Below are 18,275 nucleotides of genomic sequence, written 5' to 3' on the forward strand. Positions count from 1 at the left end.
GAGACGGAGCCCTCGCAGTGGCCGCAGCTCATGCCGCTCACCTGGTAGACGGCGGCCGCACGGGCGGCCATGGCGCCGTCGGCGTAGAAGACGTCGTCACCGGCGTCGTACTGCGCCCAGTAGGACGCTTCGCCGAAGGACAGCTCGTGCTCGGCCCACGGGTGCCGGGCACCCGTGGTGAGCACCAGCACCTCGCCGGGGGCACGGCCGGTGTCCAGCAGCAGGTCCAGCGCCTCCTCGGCGGCGTCGAGCGCGCCCTCGGGCGAGGCCGGGATCAGCTGGATCTGGGGGCCTGCCGCGGGAGCGGCGGGAGCGGCCGGGCCGGACGGGCCCGGCTTGGCCGGAGCCACGTCGCGCGGCGCGCGCTGCACCGGCGGAGCGGGCCGCGGGGGGCCGGGACGACCAGGGCGGGCCGGAGCCGCGGGGCGGGGGCCGGGTACGGGACGAGGGGTCGGTACGACGCGGCTGCTGGCCGGAGTCGCGACAGGACCCTGGGCGCTCTCGTGAATCTGAGGCTCCTCGGGAAGGAGAGGCATGAGTGGATTCTTATCAAACGTGAGTACGAAGCCGATGGCCGGGTGGCGCATCGGTGCGGGCGGAAGCGTCAGAAATCGAAGCCGAGCTGGCCCTCGATCACCGGAACGCCGCCGTCCGCGAGGCCGCGGACCTTCTTGAGATGCCGCCACCGGGGCAGCGCATCAAGATACGCCCACGACAGACGGTGGTACGGGGTGGGGCCCCGCTCCTCCAGTGCGGCCTTGTGCACGGGCGAGGGATACCCAGCGTTGTCCGCGAAGGCGAAGTCTGCATGGCCGGAACCGAGTTCGGCCATCATTTTGTCGCGGTACACCTTGGCGATCACCGAGGCGGCCGCCACTGCCACGCAGGACTGGTCGCCCTTGATCACTGTGCGCACCTGCCAGGGAGCGCCGAGATAGTCGTGCTTGCCGTCGAGTATGACGGCCTCGGGCCGGACCGGCAGGGCTTCCAGGGCGCGGACGGCGGCCAGCCGCAGCGCGGCGGTCATGCCCAGGTCGTCGATCTCCTCCGGAGAGGCGTGACCGAGGGCGAAGGCCGTCACCCACGACCGCAGTATCCCGTCCAGTGCCGCGCGCCGCCTGACCGTCAGCAGTTTGGAGTCGGTCAAGCCCTCGGGCGGGCGGCGCAGTCCGGTGACCGCCGCGCAGACGGTGACGGGTCCGGCCCAGGCACCCCGCCCCACTTCGTCGACGCCGGCGATGACCTTCGCCCCGGTCGTGGCGCGGAGGGAGCGCTCGACGGTATGAGTGGGTGGTTCGTACGGCATGGCGCAATCAGAGTACGCCGCCCCTCAGCCGCCCCGACACCCCGGCCCCTCTCAGCCGGAAACATCACAGCGGCACGCCGCGTCTCACACGCGGGCCGGCACCCAGTCCGGCAGGGGCTCGGTCCGCTCCACCCAGGCCGCGGGTGGTGCTCCGGCGCGACCGGACGCCAGGACACCGCCCACGATCGCGCAGGTCGTGTCCACGTCGCCGCCCACCTGGGCGGTCGTCCAGAAGGCGTGCTCGAAGTCGCCGAGGGATCGCGCGGCCGACCACAGGGCGAACGGGACGGTGTCGTGCGCGCTGGTCCGGCGCCCGCAGCCGAGGACCGCCGCGACGGTCGCCGCGTCCCCGTAGTCGAGCATGTCCCGCGCGCGGCGCAGGCCGGCGCCCACTGCGCTCCTGGGGACCAGGGTGATCACACTGTCCAGCAGGTCCTCAGGAGCCGGGGGGCCGTCCGGAGCGGCGGCCAGGGCGGCGGCAGCTGCCACGGCCATGGCCCCGGCCACCGCTTCACGGTGCTGATGGGTGGTGCAGGCGGAGATCTCGGCCTGGTGCGTCGCCTGCTCGGGGTCGTCCGCGTACCAGGCGCCCAGGGGGGCGATACGCATCGCCGCGCCGTTGCCCCAGGAGCCCCGGCCGTCGAAGAGCCGGGCGGCCAGTTCGCGCCAGTCGGCGCCCTCACGGACGAGCCGGAGCAGGCGGTTCACGGCGGGGCCGTAGCCCCGGTCGAAGTCGTGGTGCTCGGCGAAGGACCGGGCCAGTTCGTCCTGGTGGACCATCTGGTGGGCGGCGAGGACCGAGACGACGGAGCAGGCCATCTCCGTGTCGTCGGTCCACTGCCAGCGCCCGGCGGGCAGCTCACGGCGCTTGAGCAGCGGGTGGTTGGCGGGGACGAAGAACTGGGAGCCGAGCGCGTCACCCACCGCGAGGCCGCGCAGGCTGGTCAGGGCGCGCTCCAGGCGCCCGGAGGGAGAGGAGGATTCAGGGATCATCTTCCCGTCAGCCTATCGGTCGATCCAGTGCGGGACCGGCTCCCGCCAGCGCTCGAAGGGCTTGTCCAGGGCGTACCTGCCGTCCTCCCCGAGAACGAGCATGCGCACCTCCGCGTTCCCCGGATTCGACAGGGACTCGAACTCGGCCACCGTCCAGTGGAACCACCGCATGCAGAACAGCCGCATGGCCAGTCCGTGCGTCACCAGGAGGACGTTCGGCGGGTGGTCGGGTTCCTCGAAGCTGCGGAACAGGCTCTCCAGGAAGCCGCCGACCCGGTCGTAAACGTCGGCGCCGGACTCCCCTTGCGGAAACCGGAAGAAGAAGTGCCCGTACGCGTCCCGGTACGCCTTCTGCAGCCGTACGTCATCGCGTTCCTGCCAGTTGCCCCAGTCCTGCTCGCGCAGCCGGGGCTCCTCGCGCACACGTATGAAGTCCGGGTCGAGGCGGAAGGTGTCCAGGGTCTCGTGGGTGCGGCGGTACGGGGAGACGTAGACGCTCACGCGTTCGTCGCCGAAGATCGCCCGCAGTTGCTCGCCGGTCTCCTCCGCCTGCTCCCGGCCACGGTCGGTGAGGGCGAGGGCGTGGTCGGGCTCACGCTCGTACACGGAGTCATCGACGTTGCCCACTGACTCTCCGTGCCGGACAAGGACGATGCGCCGTGGTCGTGCCATGTCGGAAACCCTAAGGGGAGCGGAGCGGGACCGGGCACTCGCCGGGCCTTCATACGGCGTAGGTCACATCCCCGGGCACCTCACACCGTCCAGGAGGGCTCCAGTTCCACGATGTCACCGGTGAGGGAGGCTATGTCCGTCTCGGTCTGGGCGCGCAGAGCCAGCCGCTCCACGCGTTCGGTGCGGTACTTTCCGTGCTCGGCCGCCGAGCGCCACATCGACAGCACCAGGAAGTCGTGCTCGGCCGCCTCGCCGAACATGCCCCGGATCATGCCGGGCGAGCCCGCCATCGCCGGGTTCCAGACCTTCTCCTGCATCAGCGTGAAGTGCTCGACGCGCTCCTCGTGGACCCGGCACAGGGCCACCCGGACCAGGTCGGCGTCGGTGAACCGGGGCTCGAATCCGGTCTTCACGTCGAAGCGGTACTCGAACAGCTTGACCTGGGCGTCCTTGAACGTGCCGGACTGGGACGCGGCCAGCCGGTCGTGCGAGCGGGCCATGAAGGAGTCGTAGAACGCCCTGCTCTCCCAGAAGGTGAAGGTGTGCGCCACGCCCGGTCGCTGCCGGCTCCACCCTCCGCCCTGTCCCCGAAAACCCGGCTCCCCCGGAAGCCCCGCCCATTTTCGCTGCCCGCGCTCGAAGCCGCGGCGGTCGACCACCGTGCAGCGCATCCACTTGACCAGCACCGCGCCATCGTAAGGCCGGCAGGCGTGGCGCCGGTCACGCTCTGGCGGAGATCACCCGCGCACCCGCGCCGTTCGCGTGACACGATGGGCAAGAAGTCCTGACGGCAAGGGAGTTGGGAATGACGGCGGTACAGGGGGAAGGGGAAGCCTGGTGACCGGGTTCAGCAAGGGAATCCGAGAGGTCGAGGTCGCGCTCAAGTGGGACCCCAGTCCGGCGGGCCGGCCGCCCTCCGACCTGGATGTCGTCGCCGCGACGTTCACGGCGGACGCCGCTCACGGGGAACCGGCCTATCTGGTGCACTTCGACAGCCGTTCGCCGGACGGCACGATCTTCCTCAACCGGGACAGCCCCGACGGCAGGGGTTTCGGCTGGGACGAGGTCATGAAACTCGAACTCGGCCGCCTTGACGCCCGCTACGCGCGCGTGGTGGTCGGCGTCGTCATCCAGCAGAGCCAGACGCGCACCACGTTCGCCTCGGTCCTGAACCCGGCGGTTCGCGTCGCGGTGGGCTACACAGCCCTTTTCGAGGCCGACTTCACCACCGCCCAGGACGCCACGGCAGCCGTCGTCGCCGAGTTCACCCGCGACGCCTCCGGCGAATGGACCTTCCAGCCGGGCCTCCATGGCTTCGACGAGGACCCGTCGACCTTTACCCGGGTCATGGGCTCCAAACGTCGTACTTGAGCGTCTCGACGCCCCGGCCGGTGTGTGCGCGGCCGGGGCGTTGTCAGTGGTGGCCTGTTGAATGACCGTCATGACCGTTATGACCGTGCACGACCTGCTGCCCCTGCTGCCCGACCCCGCCGTGCTGGCGGCGCGTTGCCGCGCCTTCGCGGTGCTGGACACCGTCCTCGACCCCGTGGCGCCCCTGCCCGGCTACCAGTCCGGCTGGCGGGACGGGGTCGACCTGGCCTGGATGGAGAACGGCTCCGGGGACCAGTGGGGCATCGTGTTCGACCCGGCCGGCGTCCTCCTCCACGGTTTCGACCACGAATGCGACGCCACCCCCTGGCGGGAGGAGCCACGAGCCCACTGGCCCGGCCTGCTCGACGGCCTCCCCGCCTCGCTCGCCCCCTACACGACCATGCCGGAATGGCAGTTCGACGGCTTCTTCGACGCCACGGTCTGCGCCTGGCACGAGACGGGTGCGAACACCTGGCAGTGCGGCCCGGTCCGGTTCGCCCCCGACGAGTCGGACGGCGCCGACTGGCTCTTCGGCCTCCTGGCCGAGGGCAGCCCGGATGCCTACGCCGAGTTCGCCGAAGACTACTGGGAGCGCCCCGTCGACACCGAGGCCGTCCGCGCCGTCCTGGCCGGAGCCGCCCTGACCCCCGCCCTCACCGCGGCCCTGTCCCCCACGGCGGACTTCCCGGCCATAGCCAAGGCCGTCCGCACCCTCGGCCACCCCGTGCACCCGTGAGCGCGAAAGGGCGCCGGCCCCATGGCCGACGCCCCTTCACCGGGCCCGCGTCACGGGCTCAGCCGCTGATCAGCTGCAACCGCTGGTCGAGCCGCAGCCCTCGCAGATGTAGCAGGAGCCGGCGCGCTGCATCTTGGTGCCGCAGGAGAAGCAGAGCGGGGCGTCGGCCTGGATGCCCAGCTGCATCTCCACCAGCTCGGCGCTGGTGTGGGCCTGCCTCGGGGCCGGCCTGGCGGCCTCCGGCTCGGCCTTCGGCGTGGCGACGGCCGTCAGCTCGGTGAGCCGCGGAGCGGACTGGGCCAGACCTTCGACGTCCACCTCGGCCTCTTCGAGGGACTGCTCGTACGAACCGGTCTCCAGGTGACGCTGGCGCTCCTCGGCGGAGTGGATGCCGAGCGCGGAGCGGGTCTCGAAGGGCAGGAAGTCCAGCGCCAGGCGGCGGAAGATGTAGTCGACGATCGACTGCGCCATCCGCACGTCCGGGTCGTCGGTCATACCGGCCGGCTCGAAGCGCATGTTGGTGAACTTCGAGACGTAGGTCTCCAGCGGCACGCCGTACTGGAGGCCCACCGACACCGCGATGGAGAAGGCGTCCATCATGCCCGCGAGCGTCGAGCCCTGCTTGGACATCTTCAGGAAGACCTCGCCGAGACCGTCGTCCGGGTAGGAGTTGGCGGTCATGTAGCCCTCGGCGCCACCGACCGTGAAGGACGTGGTGATGCCCGGACGGCCCTTGGGCAGACGCCGGCGGACCGGGCGGTACTCGACGACCTTCTCGACGGCCTCGCGGATCGTCGCCTCGGTCTTCTCGGTGACCTCGGCCTTCTCCTTCTCCTTCGTCTTGGCGGAGAGCGGCTGGCCGACCTTGCAGTTGTCGCGGTAGATGGCGAGCGCCTTGACGCCCAGCTTCCACGCCTCGTAGTAGATCTCCTCGACCTCCTCGACGGTCGCCGTCTCCGGCATGTTGACCGTCTTGGAGATGGCGCCGGAGATCCACGGCTGGATCGCGGCCATCATGCGCACATGGCCCATCGGGGAGATGGCCCGCTCGCCCATGGCGCAGTCGAACACCTCGTAGTGCTCGGGCTTGAGACCGGGGGCGTCGATGACATTGCCGTTCTCGGCGATGTGGGCGACGACCGCCTCGATCTGCTCCTCCTGGTAGCCCAGGCGGCGCAGGGCCTGCGGCACGGTGCCGTTGACGATCTGCATCGAGCCGCCGCCGACGAGCTTCTTGAACTTCACCAGCGCGAGGTCCGGCTCGACACCGGTGGTGTCGCAGGACATCGCCAGACCGATGGTGCCGGTCGGGGCGAGCACGGACGCCTGAGAGTTACGGAAACCGTTCTTCTCGCCCAGGCGCACCACGTCCTGCCACGCCTCGGTGGCGGCGGCCCAGACCGGGTTGTCCAGGTCGTCCATGTGGACGGACACGGCATTGGCGTCGGCGTGCTGCTTCATGACGCGCTGGTGGGCGTCGGCGTTGCGGGCGTAACCGTCGTACGGGCCGACGATCGCGGCCAGTTCGGCGGAGCGGCGGTAGGCCGTGCCGGTCATCAGGGAGGTGATGGCACCGGCGAGGGCGCGACCGCCGTCGGAGTCGTACGCGTGGCCGGTGGCCATCAGCAGGGCGCCGAGGTTGGCGTAGCCGATGCCGAGCTGGCGGAAGGCGCGGGTGTTCTCGCCGATCTTCTGGGTCGGGAAGTCCGCGAAGCAGATCGAGATGTCCATCGCGGTGATGACCAGCTCGACGAGCTTCTGGAAGCGCTCGGTCTCGAAGGACTGGTTGCCCTTGCCGTCGTCCTTCAGGAACTTCATCAGGTTCAGCGAGGCGAGGTTGCAGGACGTGTTGTCCAGGTGCATGTACTCGCTGCACGGGTTCGACGCGGTGATCCGGCCGGACTCGGGGCAGGTGTGCCAGCTGTTGATCATGTCGTCGTACTGGATGCCCGGGTCGGCACAGGCCCAGGCGGCCTCGGCGATCTTGCGGAAGAGCGCCTTGGCGTCGACCTCCTCGATGACCTCACCGGTCATCCGGGCCCGCAGGCCGAAGCCGGTGCCCTTCTCGACCGCGCGCATGAACTCGTCGTTCACGCGGACCGAGTTGTTGGCGTTCTGGTACTGGACGGAGGCGATGTCGTCGCCACCCAGGTCCATGTCGAAGCCCGCGTCGCGCAGGACGCGGATCTTCTCCTCCTCGCTGACCTTCGTCTGGATGAAGTCCTCGATGTCGGGGTGGTCGACGTCGAGGACGACCATCTTGGCCGCGCGGCGGGTGGCGCCACCGGACTTGATGGTTCCGGCGGAGGCGTCGGCGCCCCGCATGAAGGAGACGGGACCGGAGGCGTTGCCGCCGGAGGACAGCAGTTCCTTGGAGGAGCGGATGCGGGACAGGTTCAGACCGGCGCCCGAACCGCCCTTGAAGATCATGCCCTCTTCCTTGTACCAGTCGAGGATCGACTCCATGGAGTCGTCGACGGACAGGATGAAGCAGGCGGAGACCTGCTGGGGCTGCGGCGTGCCCACGTTGAACCAGACCGGGCTGTTGAAGCTGAAGATCTGGTGCAGCAGGGCGTAGGCCAGCTCGTGCTCGAAGATCTCGGCGTCGGCGGGCGAGGCGAAGTAGGAGTGGTCCTCGCCGGCCTTGCGGTACGTCTTCACGATGCGGTCGATGAGCTGCCTGAGCCCGGTCTCGCGCTGCGGGGTGCCCACGGCACCCCGGAAGTACTTGCTGGTGACGATGTTGACCGCGTTCACCGACCAGAAGTCGGGGAACTCGACGCCACGCTGCTCGAAGTTGATCGAGCCGTCGCGCCAGTTGGTCATGACGACGTCACGGGGCTCCCACGCAACCTCGTCGTACGGGTGCACTCCGGGGGTGGTGTGGACGCGCTCGACGCGCAGCCCCTTGCCGGCCTTGGTGCCCTTGGCGCGGGAACCTCGTGCCGGACCGCTCGCCGTCTCTGTCATGCCGCCTCCCATGTACGGGCGAAAACGCCCCGAAATGCCCCGCTGTTCCCAGGGCACGATGTTCTGTCTGGTGTCGCGGGCACCTTCAGCGGCGACCCGCGACAGGTCTTTGAATTCGCCGCCCGCCGGCCGGCCCGGGGCATCGCCCCAGGTCCAGCTCGTCGGTCAGTCGGCGGCGCGTGCGGGCACGGGGACCTGCGTGGTCCGCCCAGGCCCGCCCTGGTCTTCCTTGCTCCCCGCGACAGCGCCCTCGACGCCGTTGTCGCCCTTGCCGCCCTTGTCGTCCGCGGCTGGGTCCGGCGTCGCTTCACGCAGTTCGGAGATGGCGGCCTCGAAGTCCTCCAGCGAGTCGAACGCCCGGTAGACCGAGGCGAACCGCAGATAGGCGACGAGATCGAGCTCCTGCAACGGGCCGAGTATGGCCAGCCCCACGTCGTGGGTGGTCAGCTCGGCGCTCCCGGTGGCCCGCACCGCCTCCTCGACCCGCTGGCCGAGCTGGGCGAGCGCGTCCTCGGTCACGGGACGCCCCTGGCACGCCTTGCGCACACCGTTGATGACCTTGGTGCGGCTGAACGGCTCGGTGACCCCGGACCGCTTCACCACCATGAGCGAACACGTCTCCACGGTCGTGAAACGACGGGAGCAGTCCGGGCACTGGCGGCGCCGGCGGATCGACGTGCCGTCGTCGGTCGTACGGCTGTCGACCACACGGCTGTCGGGATGCCTGCAGAAGGGGCAGTGCATGATCTCCAACCCTCCTCACAGCAGACTCGGTTACCCCGCCAGGCCTCAACAGCCCCACGAAGCAGCCCCCAGCATAGGCGATCGCGGAGGCCCTGAAGACCCGGGGCCCATGATCAACCACAACTTGTGGGCCTCTGTAGCCATCCAACCACTAGATGTGGGGATGCGGTCCGATGCCGAGGCAAACACGCGTGTCGCCGCGCAAGGGGGAGCCAGGAGCGGTCAGGTGCCCACCGGGGGCGACACGCACAGGCGTCCCGCACGGCCGGGCGACCCCGCGGGGATACCGTGAACACCGCGCGGAGCCCCCGCGGCCTTCCGGCGGGAGCACACCGCGCGCGGACCCGGACCACGACCGGCCGGGGTTCGAATGACACACTGACGGCAGCCGCGAGGCCGTCCGCCTCGGCGGTGAACAGTACAACAACGGGCACTTTTGCCCGCCGGACGTCGCGTAAGCCATACACCCGGACACTTGATCGCGTAAGGCAAATGCGACTTTTTCACTCGAACGTGTGTTTGGCGCAACCTTTCGAAAGCTACTACCGTTGTGCAGCAGGGAGACCATCGAGAGGGGCCGACGTGACCACGACCGCAGACAGTGCCGCCATCACCGCCCAGGACCGCTCCCAGGGCCGGGCGGAGTCGGTGCACGCGCTGAACGAAGCCGGGCCCGAGGCCCACAAACGCTCCCTGCCGGGCCGACCTCCAGGCATCCGGGCGGACAGCTCGGGGCTCACCGACCGCCAGCGGAGGGTGATCGAGGTCATCCGGGACTCCGTGCAGCGTCGTGGCTACCCGCCGTCCATGCGGGAGATCGGCCAGGCCGTCGGCCTCTCCAGCACGTCATCCGTCGCGCACCAGCTGATGGCGCTGGAGCGCAAGGGCTTCCTGCGCCGCGACCCGCATCGCCCTCGCGCGTACGAAGTGCGCGGCTCCGACCAGGCGGTCAGCGTCCAGCCCACGGACACCACCGGCAAGCCCGCCGCGTCGTACGTCCCGCTGGTCGGCCGTATCGCGGCCGGTGGCCCGATCCTCGCCGAGGAGTCCGTCGAGGATGTCTTCCCGCTCCCCCGGCAGCTCGTCGGCGACGGTGAGCTGTTCGTCCTCAAGGTCGTCGGCGACTCCATGATCGAGGCAGCGATCTGCGACGGCGACTGGGTCACGGTCCGCCGCCAGCCGGTCGCGGAGAACGGCGACATCGTGGCCGCCATGCTCGACGGCGAGGCCACGGTCAAGCGCTTCAAGCGCGAGGACGGCCATGTCTGGCTCCTCCCGCACAACGCTGCCTACGAGCCCATCCCCGGCGACGACGCCACCATCCTGGGCAAGGTCGTCGCGGTCCTGCGCCGCGTGTGACGCCCGCACCGGACGCGCCGCCCGGCCCGTCCCCCCACACCGGGCCCCGGAACCCCTGCGCCGGTTCCGGGGCCCTGCCATTGCCGTCAGCGGCGCGGAGCAGTCGGCTCTGCCGGCCCGGCCCCGGCTCACTCCCCCTCGGCCTCCTCGGCCGCCCCCTCTGCTTCTTTGGCCATCGCGTCGATCGCGGCGAGCGACTTGCGCACCTGATTGCGGTCCGTCGTGGACCAGAAGTCGGGCAGTGACGCCTTCAGGTACGACCCGTACCGCGCGGTCGCCAGCCGCTGGTCCAGTACGGCGACCACGCCGCGGTCCCCGGTGGCCCGGACCAGCCGGCCGGCGCCCTGTGCCATGAGCAGTGCCGCGTGGGTGGCCGCGACCGCCATGAAGCCGTTACCGCCCTCGTCCTCCACCGCCTTCTGGCGGGCGCTCATCAGCGGGTCGTCGGGGCGCGGGAACGGGATCTTGTCCATGACCACCAGCTGACAGCTGGGACCCGGTACGTCCACCCCCTGCCACAGCGACAGCGTGCCGAAGAGGCAGGTGCGGGGGTCGGCCGCGAAGTTCTTGATCAGCTCACCCAGCGTCTCCTCGCCCTGGAGCAGGATGGGGAACTCGGGGATGCGCACCCGCAGCTCCTCCGCCGCGAGCTGCGCGGCCCGCATGGAGGAGAACAGGCCGAGGGTGCGGCCGCCGGCGGCCTGGATCAGCTCGGTCAGCTCGTCCAGCATGTCGCCCCGGTCGCCGTCCCGCGCGGGGCGGGCGAGGTGCTTGGCGATATAGAGGATGCCCTGCTTGCGGTAGTCGAAGGGCGAGCCGACGTCGACACCCTTCCACTGCGGCAGGTCGTCGCCCTCGGTCCCCTCCGGAGCGAGCCCAAGGGAGGCGCCGACGCCGTTGAAGTCACCCCCGAGCTTCAGGGTCGCGGAGGTGAGGACGACACTGCGGTCGGTGAAGAGCTTCTCCCTGAGCAGCCCGGACACCTTCATCGGGGCGATCCGCAGTGAGGCACCGAAGCGGTCGTGGCGCTCGTACCACACGACGTCGTACTCCGAGCCGTTCAGCACCCGCTCCGCCACGGTGTGCACCGTCTCCACCGAGGCCAGCGCCTGCTTGCGCACGGCGTCCTCGTCCTGGACGGACTTGTCGCGCGTGGAGCCGAGTGCGGTGATCACCGTGCGGGCGGCGTCGCGCAGGGCGGCCAGGGCGTAGCCGAGGTCTTCCGGGATCTCCTCCAGGCGGCCCGGCAGGGCCAGCTCCATCAGCCGCTCGAAGCCCTCGGCGGCGGTGAGGAGCTGGTCGGCGGCCTTCTCGTTGACGAGCTTGGCGGAGCGGCGGACCGCCCGGTTGACCTGGCCGGGGGTGAGTTCGCCAGTGGCGGCGCCGGTGACGCGGGAGACGAGTTCGTGTGCCTCGTCCACGATCAGCACCTCGTGCTGGGGCAGCACCGGGGCGCCGTCGATGGCATCGATCGCCAGCAGCGCGTGGTTGGTCACCACGACATCCGCGAGCTTGGCCTGTTCACGGGCCATCTCCGCGAAGCACTCGGCCCCGTAGGCGCACTTCGAGGCGCCGAGGCACTCGCGCGACGACACCGACACCTGAGCCCAGGCGCGGTCGGAGACGCCCGGGGTGAGGTCGTCCCGGTCGCCGTTCTCCGTGTCGTCGGACCAGTCGCGCAGCCTGAGCAGGTCCTGACCGAGCTTGCTGGTGGGCGCGGCCGCCTCGAACTGGTCGAAGAGGCCGTCCTCCTCGTCCTGCGGCATGCCCTCGTGCAGCCGGTGCAGGCACAGGTAGTTCGACCGGCCCTTGAGCATGGCGAACTCCGGCCGGCGCCGCAGCAGCGGGTGCAGGGCGTCGACCGTGCGCGGCAGGTCGCGCTCCACCAGCTGGCGCTGGAGGGCCAGCGTGGCGGTGGCGATGACGACCCGCTCACCGTGCGCGAGCGCCGGCACGAGATAACCGAGCGATTTTCCGGTGCCGGTACCGGCCTGGACCAGCAGATGGGAGGTGTCGTCGATCGCCTCGGCGACCGCCTCGGCCATGGTCACCTGGCCGGGGCGTTCCGTGCCGCCGACGGCGGAGACGGCGGCATGGAGGAGTTCGGGGAGTGAGGGCTTCGTCATAGCCCGACCACCCTACGGCCCCCCACTGACAATCGTGTCCGGCCACCGGGGCGGGAGGAGCGGGACGCGGTCACCGGATTCGGTCCCGGTCCTGGTCCCGATCCCGGTCCTGGTCCTGGTCCCGGTCCCGGATCATGAGGGCGGCCCGCTTGCCCGGCAGGTCGACCCCCGCCGAGCACCGGAACCCGGCCTTGAGGAACGCGGTCACCGAGGGGGTGTTCCGGACGTCAGGTTCCGCGACGACGCGGGTGCAGGCGCGGCGGCGTTCCATGATCAGCGCGGCCACGGCCGAGAGCAGGGCCGGGCCGAGCCCGCGTCCTCGGTGCGCGGCGCCCCCGATGAGCAGGTGGACACCCGTGTCGTGCGGGCGCGCCGGGTAGCGGCGGGCCAGCGGATCGAGGTCCGCCCGGTAGATCTCCCAGTAGCTCAGCGCGGTGCCGTCGAGCATGCCGAGGCAGGGCACGCTGCGTCCGTCGCCGTCGAGTTGGGCGCGGAGGTGGCGCTCCGTCCGGTCCCGGGGGCCGGCCAGCTCCCAGAACGCGGCGACCGCCGGGTCGTTCATCCAGCCGTGGATGAGGGGGAGATCGTAGTCGACGCGTACCGGGACCAGTTCGAAGGTGCCCACAGGAGTGGGGGTCGGGCCCCAGGTGTGGACGCCGTCCAGCAGGTCGGCCCCTCGCGGTGCGCCCTGGCCGGGCAGCTCCACGCGTGGTGCGCCGGGTGCGGTGGGCCACCGCAGGTTCAGTGTCTCTTCGCTGTCCCAGCGGAGCGTGCTCGCGCCGGGGTCGGCGCTGTCTCGCGGGTCTTCGCAGTCGGGCGCGAACGGGACAGGAAGGGCTGCGGCGACGGTGTCGGTGTCGGTGTCGGTGAGGGACACGCGTGCTCCTCTCATATGGGGCGGATCATGCGGGACGGACGGGAACAGGGTCAGGAATGAAGGGGGTTGGCGATCGTCACGTAGACCGACTGGGTGTCGACGGGTCCGACTAGTTCGTCCAGACCGTGCAGCCGGGTCAGCAGGTTGGCCTTGCAGCGCAGGACGGGTGAGTCGAGCAGGTTGCCCGGCAGGGAGCCGCGCAGGACGGCGGGGCCGGATGCGGCGGCGGTGAGGAAGCGGCGGAACGCGGCGAGGAGGACGTGTTCGTCGGCCAGACGCTGGGAGCCGAAGGCGCCGATGAGGCCGAACACGTTGTTGATGGCGAGGTAGTACGCGAAGCGTTCGTCGGTGACCTCGTCGGAGACGAAGGTGTCGCTGCGCTCACCGATGCCGGGCAGCCGGGCGTCGAGTTCGGCACGGTGGGACTCGCGGAAGTAGTAGCCCTGGTTGTCGCGGTAGCGGCCGCCGGCCGGCCAGCCGTCCTGGTCGAGACGGAGCAGCGTGTTCTGCTGGTGCGCCTCCAGGGCGATCCCCGCCTCACCGTCCAGCCAGAGGACGGGCCGGACGACCTGTTGGAGATAGCGCAGGAACCACTCGGCCGCGACGGCGCCCACGGGCCGGCCGGTGCGGGCGGCGAGCCGTGCGACGAGTTGGGCCAGCCGCGAGCGCAGGAGTCCGGAGTCCGGTCCGGGGACCGGGCGGGGTGAGACGAGTCCGGCGACGCAGCCGAAGTCTTCGGCGGGAGTGAACGGGGTGTGCCTGATCATCACGTCGAGGCCGGGGACCGGGAGTCCGTCCGGGTCGTCGACGGCGAGCCAGGCGGGGTCGCGGACGATGTCGAAACCGGGGTGGACGGTCTGCCACTCCTTCGCCAGTCCGGCGCGCAGCAGGCGGTGCACCTCGACGCCCCGGTGGAGTTCCTTGCGCAGGTTCTCCCGGCGGGAGTTGGTGATGCGCAGACCGAGCGACAGTTTGAGCATCGCCGGGGAGCCCGAGCGGTGGACGGTGCGTACGGAGGAGGTGGGGTGCCAGGGGGAGCCGAGGGGGCCGAGGTCGCGCAGGAGGCCGGATTCCAGCAGGGCGGCGACCGGTGGGCGGTGCCGTACCTCGCGGGCCTGCCAGGGGTGCAGGGGTAGGGCGCCGTAGCCGTCGGGCAGCGGAAGGGCGGTCCCGGCGAGTCGCCGGACGAGCTGGTCGGCGGGGACGGTGCGGCCGCGTTCGGTCCAGGCCGAGTCGGCGGCGAGCAGGGCGGGGGCGACAGCCAGCCAGTGCAGGGGGAAGGAGCCGCGGGACTCCGGCGCGTACTGCCGGGCTTCGGTCTCGGTGAGCCCCTCGCGGCTCTTCGGGGTGGGGTGCAGCGGGTGGCCGAGGAGCAGGGCCTGTTCGGCGTTGAGGAAGAGGTCCGGTCCGTCCTCGGGGTGGGCGCGGCGGTCGCGCAGGAAGGCCGCGGTGTGACGTTGCGAGTCGGCCACGCGGGCGACGAGTTCGGCGCCGTCCGCCGGAGCGGTCCCGTGGGGCCGGGTGGTGCCCGGCCGGCCGGTGCCGGGGGTCTCGCGGGTGAGCAGGGCGGCGAGGGTGACGGCGTCGACCGTCGGGGCGTCCTCGGGGGCGCCGGAGAGCCGGGGTGGGCCGAAGCGGTGCCAGCCGGTCGGGGACCAGTGACGTACCGGGGTGCGCAGGGTGGTGCCGCTGGCGGGCAGGGGGATGTGCAGGACGCCGGCGTCCGGGGCGGTGAGGCCGGTCTCGCGCACCCAGCAGCGCAGCAGGTTCTCCACCGCGGCGGTCCGGGCAGCGGCGTGCGGGTCGGGGGCCTCCAGCGGATCGGCGTCGGATTCGCCCGCCCGGCCGACGCTCGGCGTGCGCCGCTTCTGGTGCGGCACCGCGTCGGCGAGCGGCACGCAGGGGCTGCCGGGCTCCGCCGGTTCCTCCGGGGTCTCGGAGCGGCCGTCGGGTGCGGGGGTGGCGTTCATGACGGTTCCTCGGGGTGATGCGGGTGCGGGGTCGGTCGCGTTCGGGGCTCCGCACGGCGGACGAGAGGCGGGGAGGTGACGAGTGCCGGTGGTGCCGGTCCGCGCCGGGCGTAGCCGGGGATGGCGGTGGTGGTCCGGCCGCTCGGGCGGAGGCGTGGCGATGCCGGGACGGGCTCGCCGCTGTCCGCCGGAGCGCGGGGATGGTGCGCGTCGGCGGTGGGGCGGCCCGGCCGGGGCTAGAGGCGTCGGTTCGCGGCGGTCACCGCGTCGGCGAGGCGGTCCAGGACGGCCGACGCCTGTTCGTCGCTGATGGTCAGCGGCGGGAGCAGCCGTACGACACTGTTGTGGCGGCCGCCGAGTTCCACGATCAGCCCCCGGTCGAGGCACCCGCGCTGGACGGCGGCGGCGAGTTCGGGGTCGGCGGGGTGGGGCGCCGCGGCGGAGTCCCAGCCGTCGTCCTGGGCGGCGCGGGCCTCCGGCACGGACCCGCCGGCCGGGTTCACCAGCTCGACCCCGATCATCAGCCCGCGCCCCCGCACATCCCCCACGCAGGCGAACTCGTCCTGAAGCTCGCGGAGTTGGTCGAGCATGCGGGCACCGAGGGTCGCGGCACGTTCGGCGAGGCCGTTCTCGCGGACGTGGGCGAGGGTGGCGGTGCCCGCGGCCATGGCGAGCTGGTTGCCCCGGAAGGTGCCCGCGTGGGCGCCGGGCGGCCAGACGTCGAGTTCCTCGCGGTAGACGATGACGGCCAGCGGAAGGCTGCCGCCGATGGCCTTGGACAGGACCATCACGTCGGGGGTGATCCCGCTGTGGTCGACGGCCCAGAAGGCACCGGTGCGGCCGACGCCGGTCTGGACCTCGTCCGCGATCAGCGGGACGGACCGGTCGGCGGTCAGCCGCCGCATCCGGCGCAGCCAGTCGTCCGGTGCCGGGATCACACCGCCCTCCCCCTGGACGGGTTCGAGGATCATCCCGGCCGGCCGCGCGATGCCCGACTTGGGGTCGTCGAGGACGGACTCGGTCCAGCGGGCGCCGAGTTCGGCGCCGCGCGGACCGCCGACACCGAAGGGGCAGCGGTAGTCCTGCGGGTACGGCAGCCGGCCGACCTGGAGGTCGGGGGCGCCTCCGGAGGCGGCCAGGGCACCCGCGGTCATGCCGTGGTAGGCACCGGTGAAGGCGAGGATGCCGTCGCGACCCGTCGCGGTCCGCACCAGCTTGAGGGCGGCCTCCACGGCGTCGGTCCCGGCCGGGCCGCAGAACTGCACCCGGGCCCGGCCGGCGAACCCGGCCGGCAGGGTACGGAACAGCTCGGTGATGAAGGCGTCCTTGACCGGGGTCGCCAGGTCCAGCACGGAGAGAGGTGCGCCGGAGTCGAGAACCTTGCGGATGGCCTCCAGCACCACGGGGTGGTTGTGGCCGAGGGCCAGCGCCCCGGCGCCGGAGAGACAGTCGAGGTAACGGCGGCCGTCCGCCCCCTCGATGGTGAGGCCACGCGCCCGCACGGGCACGATCGGCAGGGCCCTGGCATAAGTACGCGCGGCGGACTCGCGCGCCGACTGGCGCCTGAGAATGCCCTCGTGCACGGCAGGAGTTCCCCGGTGGGTGCTGTCGGCCTCCGACTCGGTCACGGCCACGGCTCGCTGTCCTCCCGCTGTCCAGAGGCGAGTTGCTCGACAGGGACGGGCGCAGGCAGCGGTCCCCCACGGCTACCAACCGCCGACGGGCCGCCTGGTTACGGGTTGCCTCAAGATCCTTGCCGTGACGCAACCGTTGCGGTTCCGTCAGATGTCCCGTACAGCGAACGCATAGTGTGTGGTCCCGGTCCCGAGAGACCGGGGAACCTGGCCCGACGCACACCGAGTTGGGTACCGGTGCCGGGCCGAAGCGCCAAGTTCCGTCACAGCAGGGAGAGTCACCACCATGCGATCCATACGGCCGTCGTCCGTCGCTCGCCGAGGAAGAGGTACGCCCCGCAGGACCTCCCGCGCGCTGGCGGCCGTCGCCCTCGCCTCCGCGCTGGCGCTGACCTCCACCGCGTGCGACGCAAACGGTGACGACAACGCCGACGGCAGCCCGTCCTCCGCCGCGCAGGGTTCGGAGGGGAAGGTCCGGGTCCCGCAGGACCTCCAGGACAAGCTCCGCCAGCATGGCATCGACATGGACAAGTGGAAGAACGGCGCCTGGAAGAACTGGGACCGTGACGACTGGCTGCGCGAGGCCAACGACTTCATCAACCCGATCATCAGCGGTCTGTGGGACAAGGACCGGATGCGGGGCGCCGACGACCCGGCCAAGCGGGTGGGCGCCGGCGACCTCTCCGGCGACCAGGGTGTGACCGACCCCGAGCCGCAGCCGGTGCGGGCCGAGGCGGTCCGCCCGCCGTACCACACCAACGCGGCCACCTCGGGCAAGGTCTTCTTCGACTCCCCCAAGGGCACCATGGTCTGCTCGGCGACCGTCGTCCAGGACCCGGCGCATCCGGGCAGGTCCAACCTGATCTGGACGGCCGGCCACTGTGTGCACGCGGGCAAGAAGGGCGGCTGGTACCGCAACATCGCCTTCGCGCCGTCGTACAACAACCAGAGCCTGTCCTCCTCGGAGATGGAGGGCGCGTCCCGTGAGCAGGTCGCGCCGTACGGTGTCTGGTGGGCGGACGCCGCCAAGACCTCCCAGCAGTGGATCGACGGGGGCGGTGAGACGGGCGGCAACGGTGCCTCGTACGACTTCGCGGTGATCCATGTGACGCCGGAGCAGGGCAACGGGGGCAAGTCGCTGGAGGAGACGGTCGGCGGGGCGCTGCCGGTGGACTTCGCCGCTCCCGCCGCTACCGAGGTGAGCACGGTCACCGTGAGCGGCTACCCGGCGGCCAAGCCGTACAACGGCCAGCTGCTGTACCAGTGCCAGGACAAGCCGGGACGGCTGTCGATCGCCAAGGCCGACCCGACGATGTACCGCATCGGCTGCACCATGACCGGCGGTTCCTCCGGCGGCGGCTGGGTGGAACAGGGTGCGGACGGCAAGCCCACGCTGGTCTCCAACACCTCCATCGGCCCCGCCTCCTCGGGCTGGCTGGCCGGTCCCCGGCTCGGCGAGGTGGCCAAGGGCGTGTACGACTCGGTGAGCGCGAAGTTCGCGGGCCGGTAGCCACGGC

At 71.3% G+C, this 18,275-nt stretch carries 15 protein-coding genes; 4 read left to right on the forward strand and 11 right to left on the reverse strand.

The window, feature by feature from the left end; translation table 11 throughout:
• The 5 genes from ACFWN1_RS12205 to ACFWN1_RS12225 all read right to left on the reverse strand — a co-directional run.
• Positions 1-536 (reverse strand): hypothetical protein (locus tag ACFWN1_RS12205; RefSeq protein WP_384360290.1); only part of this gene is annotated, 536 nt, incomplete at its 3' end.
• A 68-nt stretch (positions 537-604) separates the two neighbouring features.
• Entirely contained in the window at positions 605-1,306 is a 702-nt protein-coding gene (locus ACFWN1_RS12210; protein ID WP_384360292.1) for a ribonuclease HII, read from the reverse strand.
• A gap of 84 nt (positions 1,307-1,390) precedes the next feature.
• A complete protein-coding gene (locus ACFWN1_RS12215) occupies positions 1,391-2,299 on the reverse strand; it encodes an ADP-ribosylglycohydrolase family protein (RefSeq protein WP_384360294.1) in 909 nt (302 codons plus the stop codon).
• 12 nt (positions 2,300-2,311) lie between these two features.
• Entirely contained in the window at positions 2,312-2,971 is a 660-nt protein-coding gene (locus ACFWN1_RS12220) for a histidine phosphatase family protein (protein ID WP_384360296.1), read from the reverse strand.
• Positions 2,972-3,051: 80 nt separating this feature from the next.
• A complete protein-coding gene (locus ACFWN1_RS12225) occupies positions 3,052-3,657 on the reverse strand; it encodes a YdbC family protein (protein WP_384360298.1) in 606 nt (201 codons plus the stop codon).
• Between the two features lie 151 nt (positions 3,658-3,808).
• Between ACFWN1_RS12225 and ACFWN1_RS12230 the strand changes: the two genes are divergently transcribed.
• Together ACFWN1_RS12230 and ACFWN1_RS12235 are read left to right on the forward strand one after the other, a co-directional pair.
• Positions 3,809-4,342, forward strand: coding sequence for a TerD family protein (locus tag ACFWN1_RS12230; RefSeq protein WP_384360300.1), 534 nt, complete (start codon positions 3,809-3,811; stop codon positions 4,340-4,342).
• Positions 4,343-4,412: 70 nt separating this feature from the next.
• Positions 4,413-5,078: a hypothetical protein gene (locus ACFWN1_RS12235; protein ID WP_384360302.1), complete on the forward strand. Its 666-nt coding sequence runs from the start codon at positions 4,413-4,415 to the stop codon at positions 5,076-5,078.
• Between the two features lie 69 nt (positions 5,079-5,147).
• On the opposite strand, the gene ACFWN1_RS12240 is transcribed toward ACFWN1_RS12235, so the two are convergent.
• Complete coding sequence (locus ACFWN1_RS12240) at positions 5,148-8,048, reverse strand: vitamin B12-dependent ribonucleotide reductase (RefSeq protein WP_384360304.1); 2,901 nt, start codon at positions 8,046-8,048, stop codon at positions 5,148-5,150.
• Positions 8,049-8,213: 165 nt separating this feature from the next.
• Positions 8,214-8,792 (reverse strand): transcriptional regulator NrdR, encoded by a 579-nt coding sequence (nrdR, locus tag ACFWN1_RS12245; RefSeq protein ID WP_384360306.1) that lies wholly within the window; start codon positions 8,790-8,792, stop codon positions 8,214-8,216.
• A 582-nt stretch (positions 8,793-9,374) separates the two neighbouring features.
• On the opposite strand from nrdR, the gene lexA reads away from it, so the two are divergent.
• Entirely contained in the window at positions 9,375-10,151 is a 777-nt protein-coding gene (lexA, locus tag ACFWN1_RS12250) for a transcriptional repressor LexA (RefSeq protein WP_384360308.1), read from the forward strand.
• Positions 10,152-10,279: 128 nt separating this feature from the next.
• On the opposite strand, the gene ACFWN1_RS12255 is transcribed toward lexA, so the two are convergent.
• The 4 genes from ACFWN1_RS12255 to ACFWN1_RS12270 form a co-directional block, all read right to left on the reverse strand.
• On the reverse strand, positions 10,280-12,277 hold the full coding sequence (locus tag ACFWN1_RS12255) for an ATP-dependent DNA helicase (protein ID WP_384360310.1): 1,998 nt from the start codon (positions 12,275-12,277) through the stop codon (positions 10,280-10,282).
• Positions 12,278-12,347: 70 nt separating this feature from the next.
• Positions 12,348-13,169 carry a GNAT family N-acetyltransferase gene (locus ACFWN1_RS12260; protein WP_384360312.1) on the reverse strand — a complete coding sequence of 274 codons (822 nt, stop codon included), beginning with the start codon at positions 13,167-13,169 and terminating at the stop codon, positions 12,348-12,350.
• A gap of 35 nt (positions 13,170-13,204) precedes the next feature.
• On the reverse strand, positions 13,205-15,124 hold the full coding sequence (locus ACFWN1_RS12265) for an IucA/IucC family protein (protein ID WP_384360314.1): 1,920 nt from the start codon (positions 15,122-15,124) through the stop codon (positions 13,205-13,207).
• Between the two features lie 236 nt (positions 15,125-15,360).
• Positions 15,361-16,758 (reverse strand): diaminobutyrate--2-oxoglutarate transaminase family protein, encoded by a 1,398-nt coding sequence (locus ACFWN1_RS12270; protein WP_384360316.1) that lies wholly within the window; start codon positions 16,756-16,758, stop codon positions 15,361-15,363.
• 286 nt (positions 16,759-17,044) lie between these two features.
• On the opposite strand from ACFWN1_RS12270, the gene ACFWN1_RS12275 reads away from it, so the two are divergent.
• Positions 17,045-18,268 (forward strand): trypsin-like serine peptidase, encoded by a 1,224-nt coding sequence (locus tag ACFWN1_RS12275; protein ID WP_384360318.1) that lies wholly within the window; start codon positions 17,045-17,047, stop codon positions 18,266-18,268.
• The last annotated feature ends 7 nt before the right edge of the window (positions 18,269-18,275 follow it).

The organism is Streptomyces sp. NPDC058459 (assembly GCF_042721685.1).
Lineage (GTDB): Bacteria > Actinomycetota > Actinomycetes > Streptomycetales > Streptomycetaceae > Streptomyces.

Excerpts from the sequence above, each read along its gene's own strand:
- ACFWN1_RS12210 (WP_384360292.1), bottom strand. The coding sequence starts at position 1,306 with ATGCCGTACGAACCACCCACTCATACCGTCGAGCGCTCCCTCCGCGCC.
- ACFWN1_RS12215 (WP_384360294.1), bottom strand. The coding sequence starts at position 2,299 with ATGATCCCTGAATCCTCCTCTCCCTCCGGGCGCCTGGAGCGCGCCCTG.
- ACFWN1_RS12220 (WP_384360296.1), bottom strand. The coding sequence starts at position 2,971 with ATGGCACGACCACGGCGCATCGTCCTTGTCCGGCACGGAGAGTCAGTG.
- ACFWN1_RS12235 (WP_384360302.1), top strand. The coding sequence starts at position 4,413 with ATGACCGTTATGACCGTGCACGACCTGCTGCCCCTGCTGCCCGACCCC.
- ACFWN1_RS12240 (WP_384360304.1), bottom strand. The coding sequence starts at position 8,048 with ATGACAGAGACGGCGAGCGGTCCGGCACGAGGTTCCCGCGCCAAGGGC.
- nrdR (WP_384360306.1), bottom strand. The coding sequence starts at position 8,792 with ATGCACTGCCCCTTCTGCAGGCATCCCGACAGCCGTGTGGTCGACAGC.
- ACFWN1_RS12255 (WP_384360310.1), bottom strand. The coding sequence starts at position 12,277 with ATGACGAAGCCCTCACTCCCCGAACTCCTCCATGCCGCCGTCTCCGCC.
- ACFWN1_RS12260 (WP_384360312.1), bottom strand. The coding sequence starts at position 13,169 with ATGAGAGGAGCACGCGTGTCCCTCACCGACACCGACACCGACACCGTC.
- ACFWN1_RS12265 (WP_384360314.1), bottom strand. The coding sequence starts at position 15,124 with ATGAACGCCACCCCCGCACCCGACGGCCGCTCCGAGACCCCGGAGGAA.
- ACFWN1_RS12275 (WP_384360318.1), top strand. The coding sequence starts at position 17,045 with ATGCGATCCATACGGCCGTCGTCCGTCGCTCGCCGAGGAAGAGGTACG.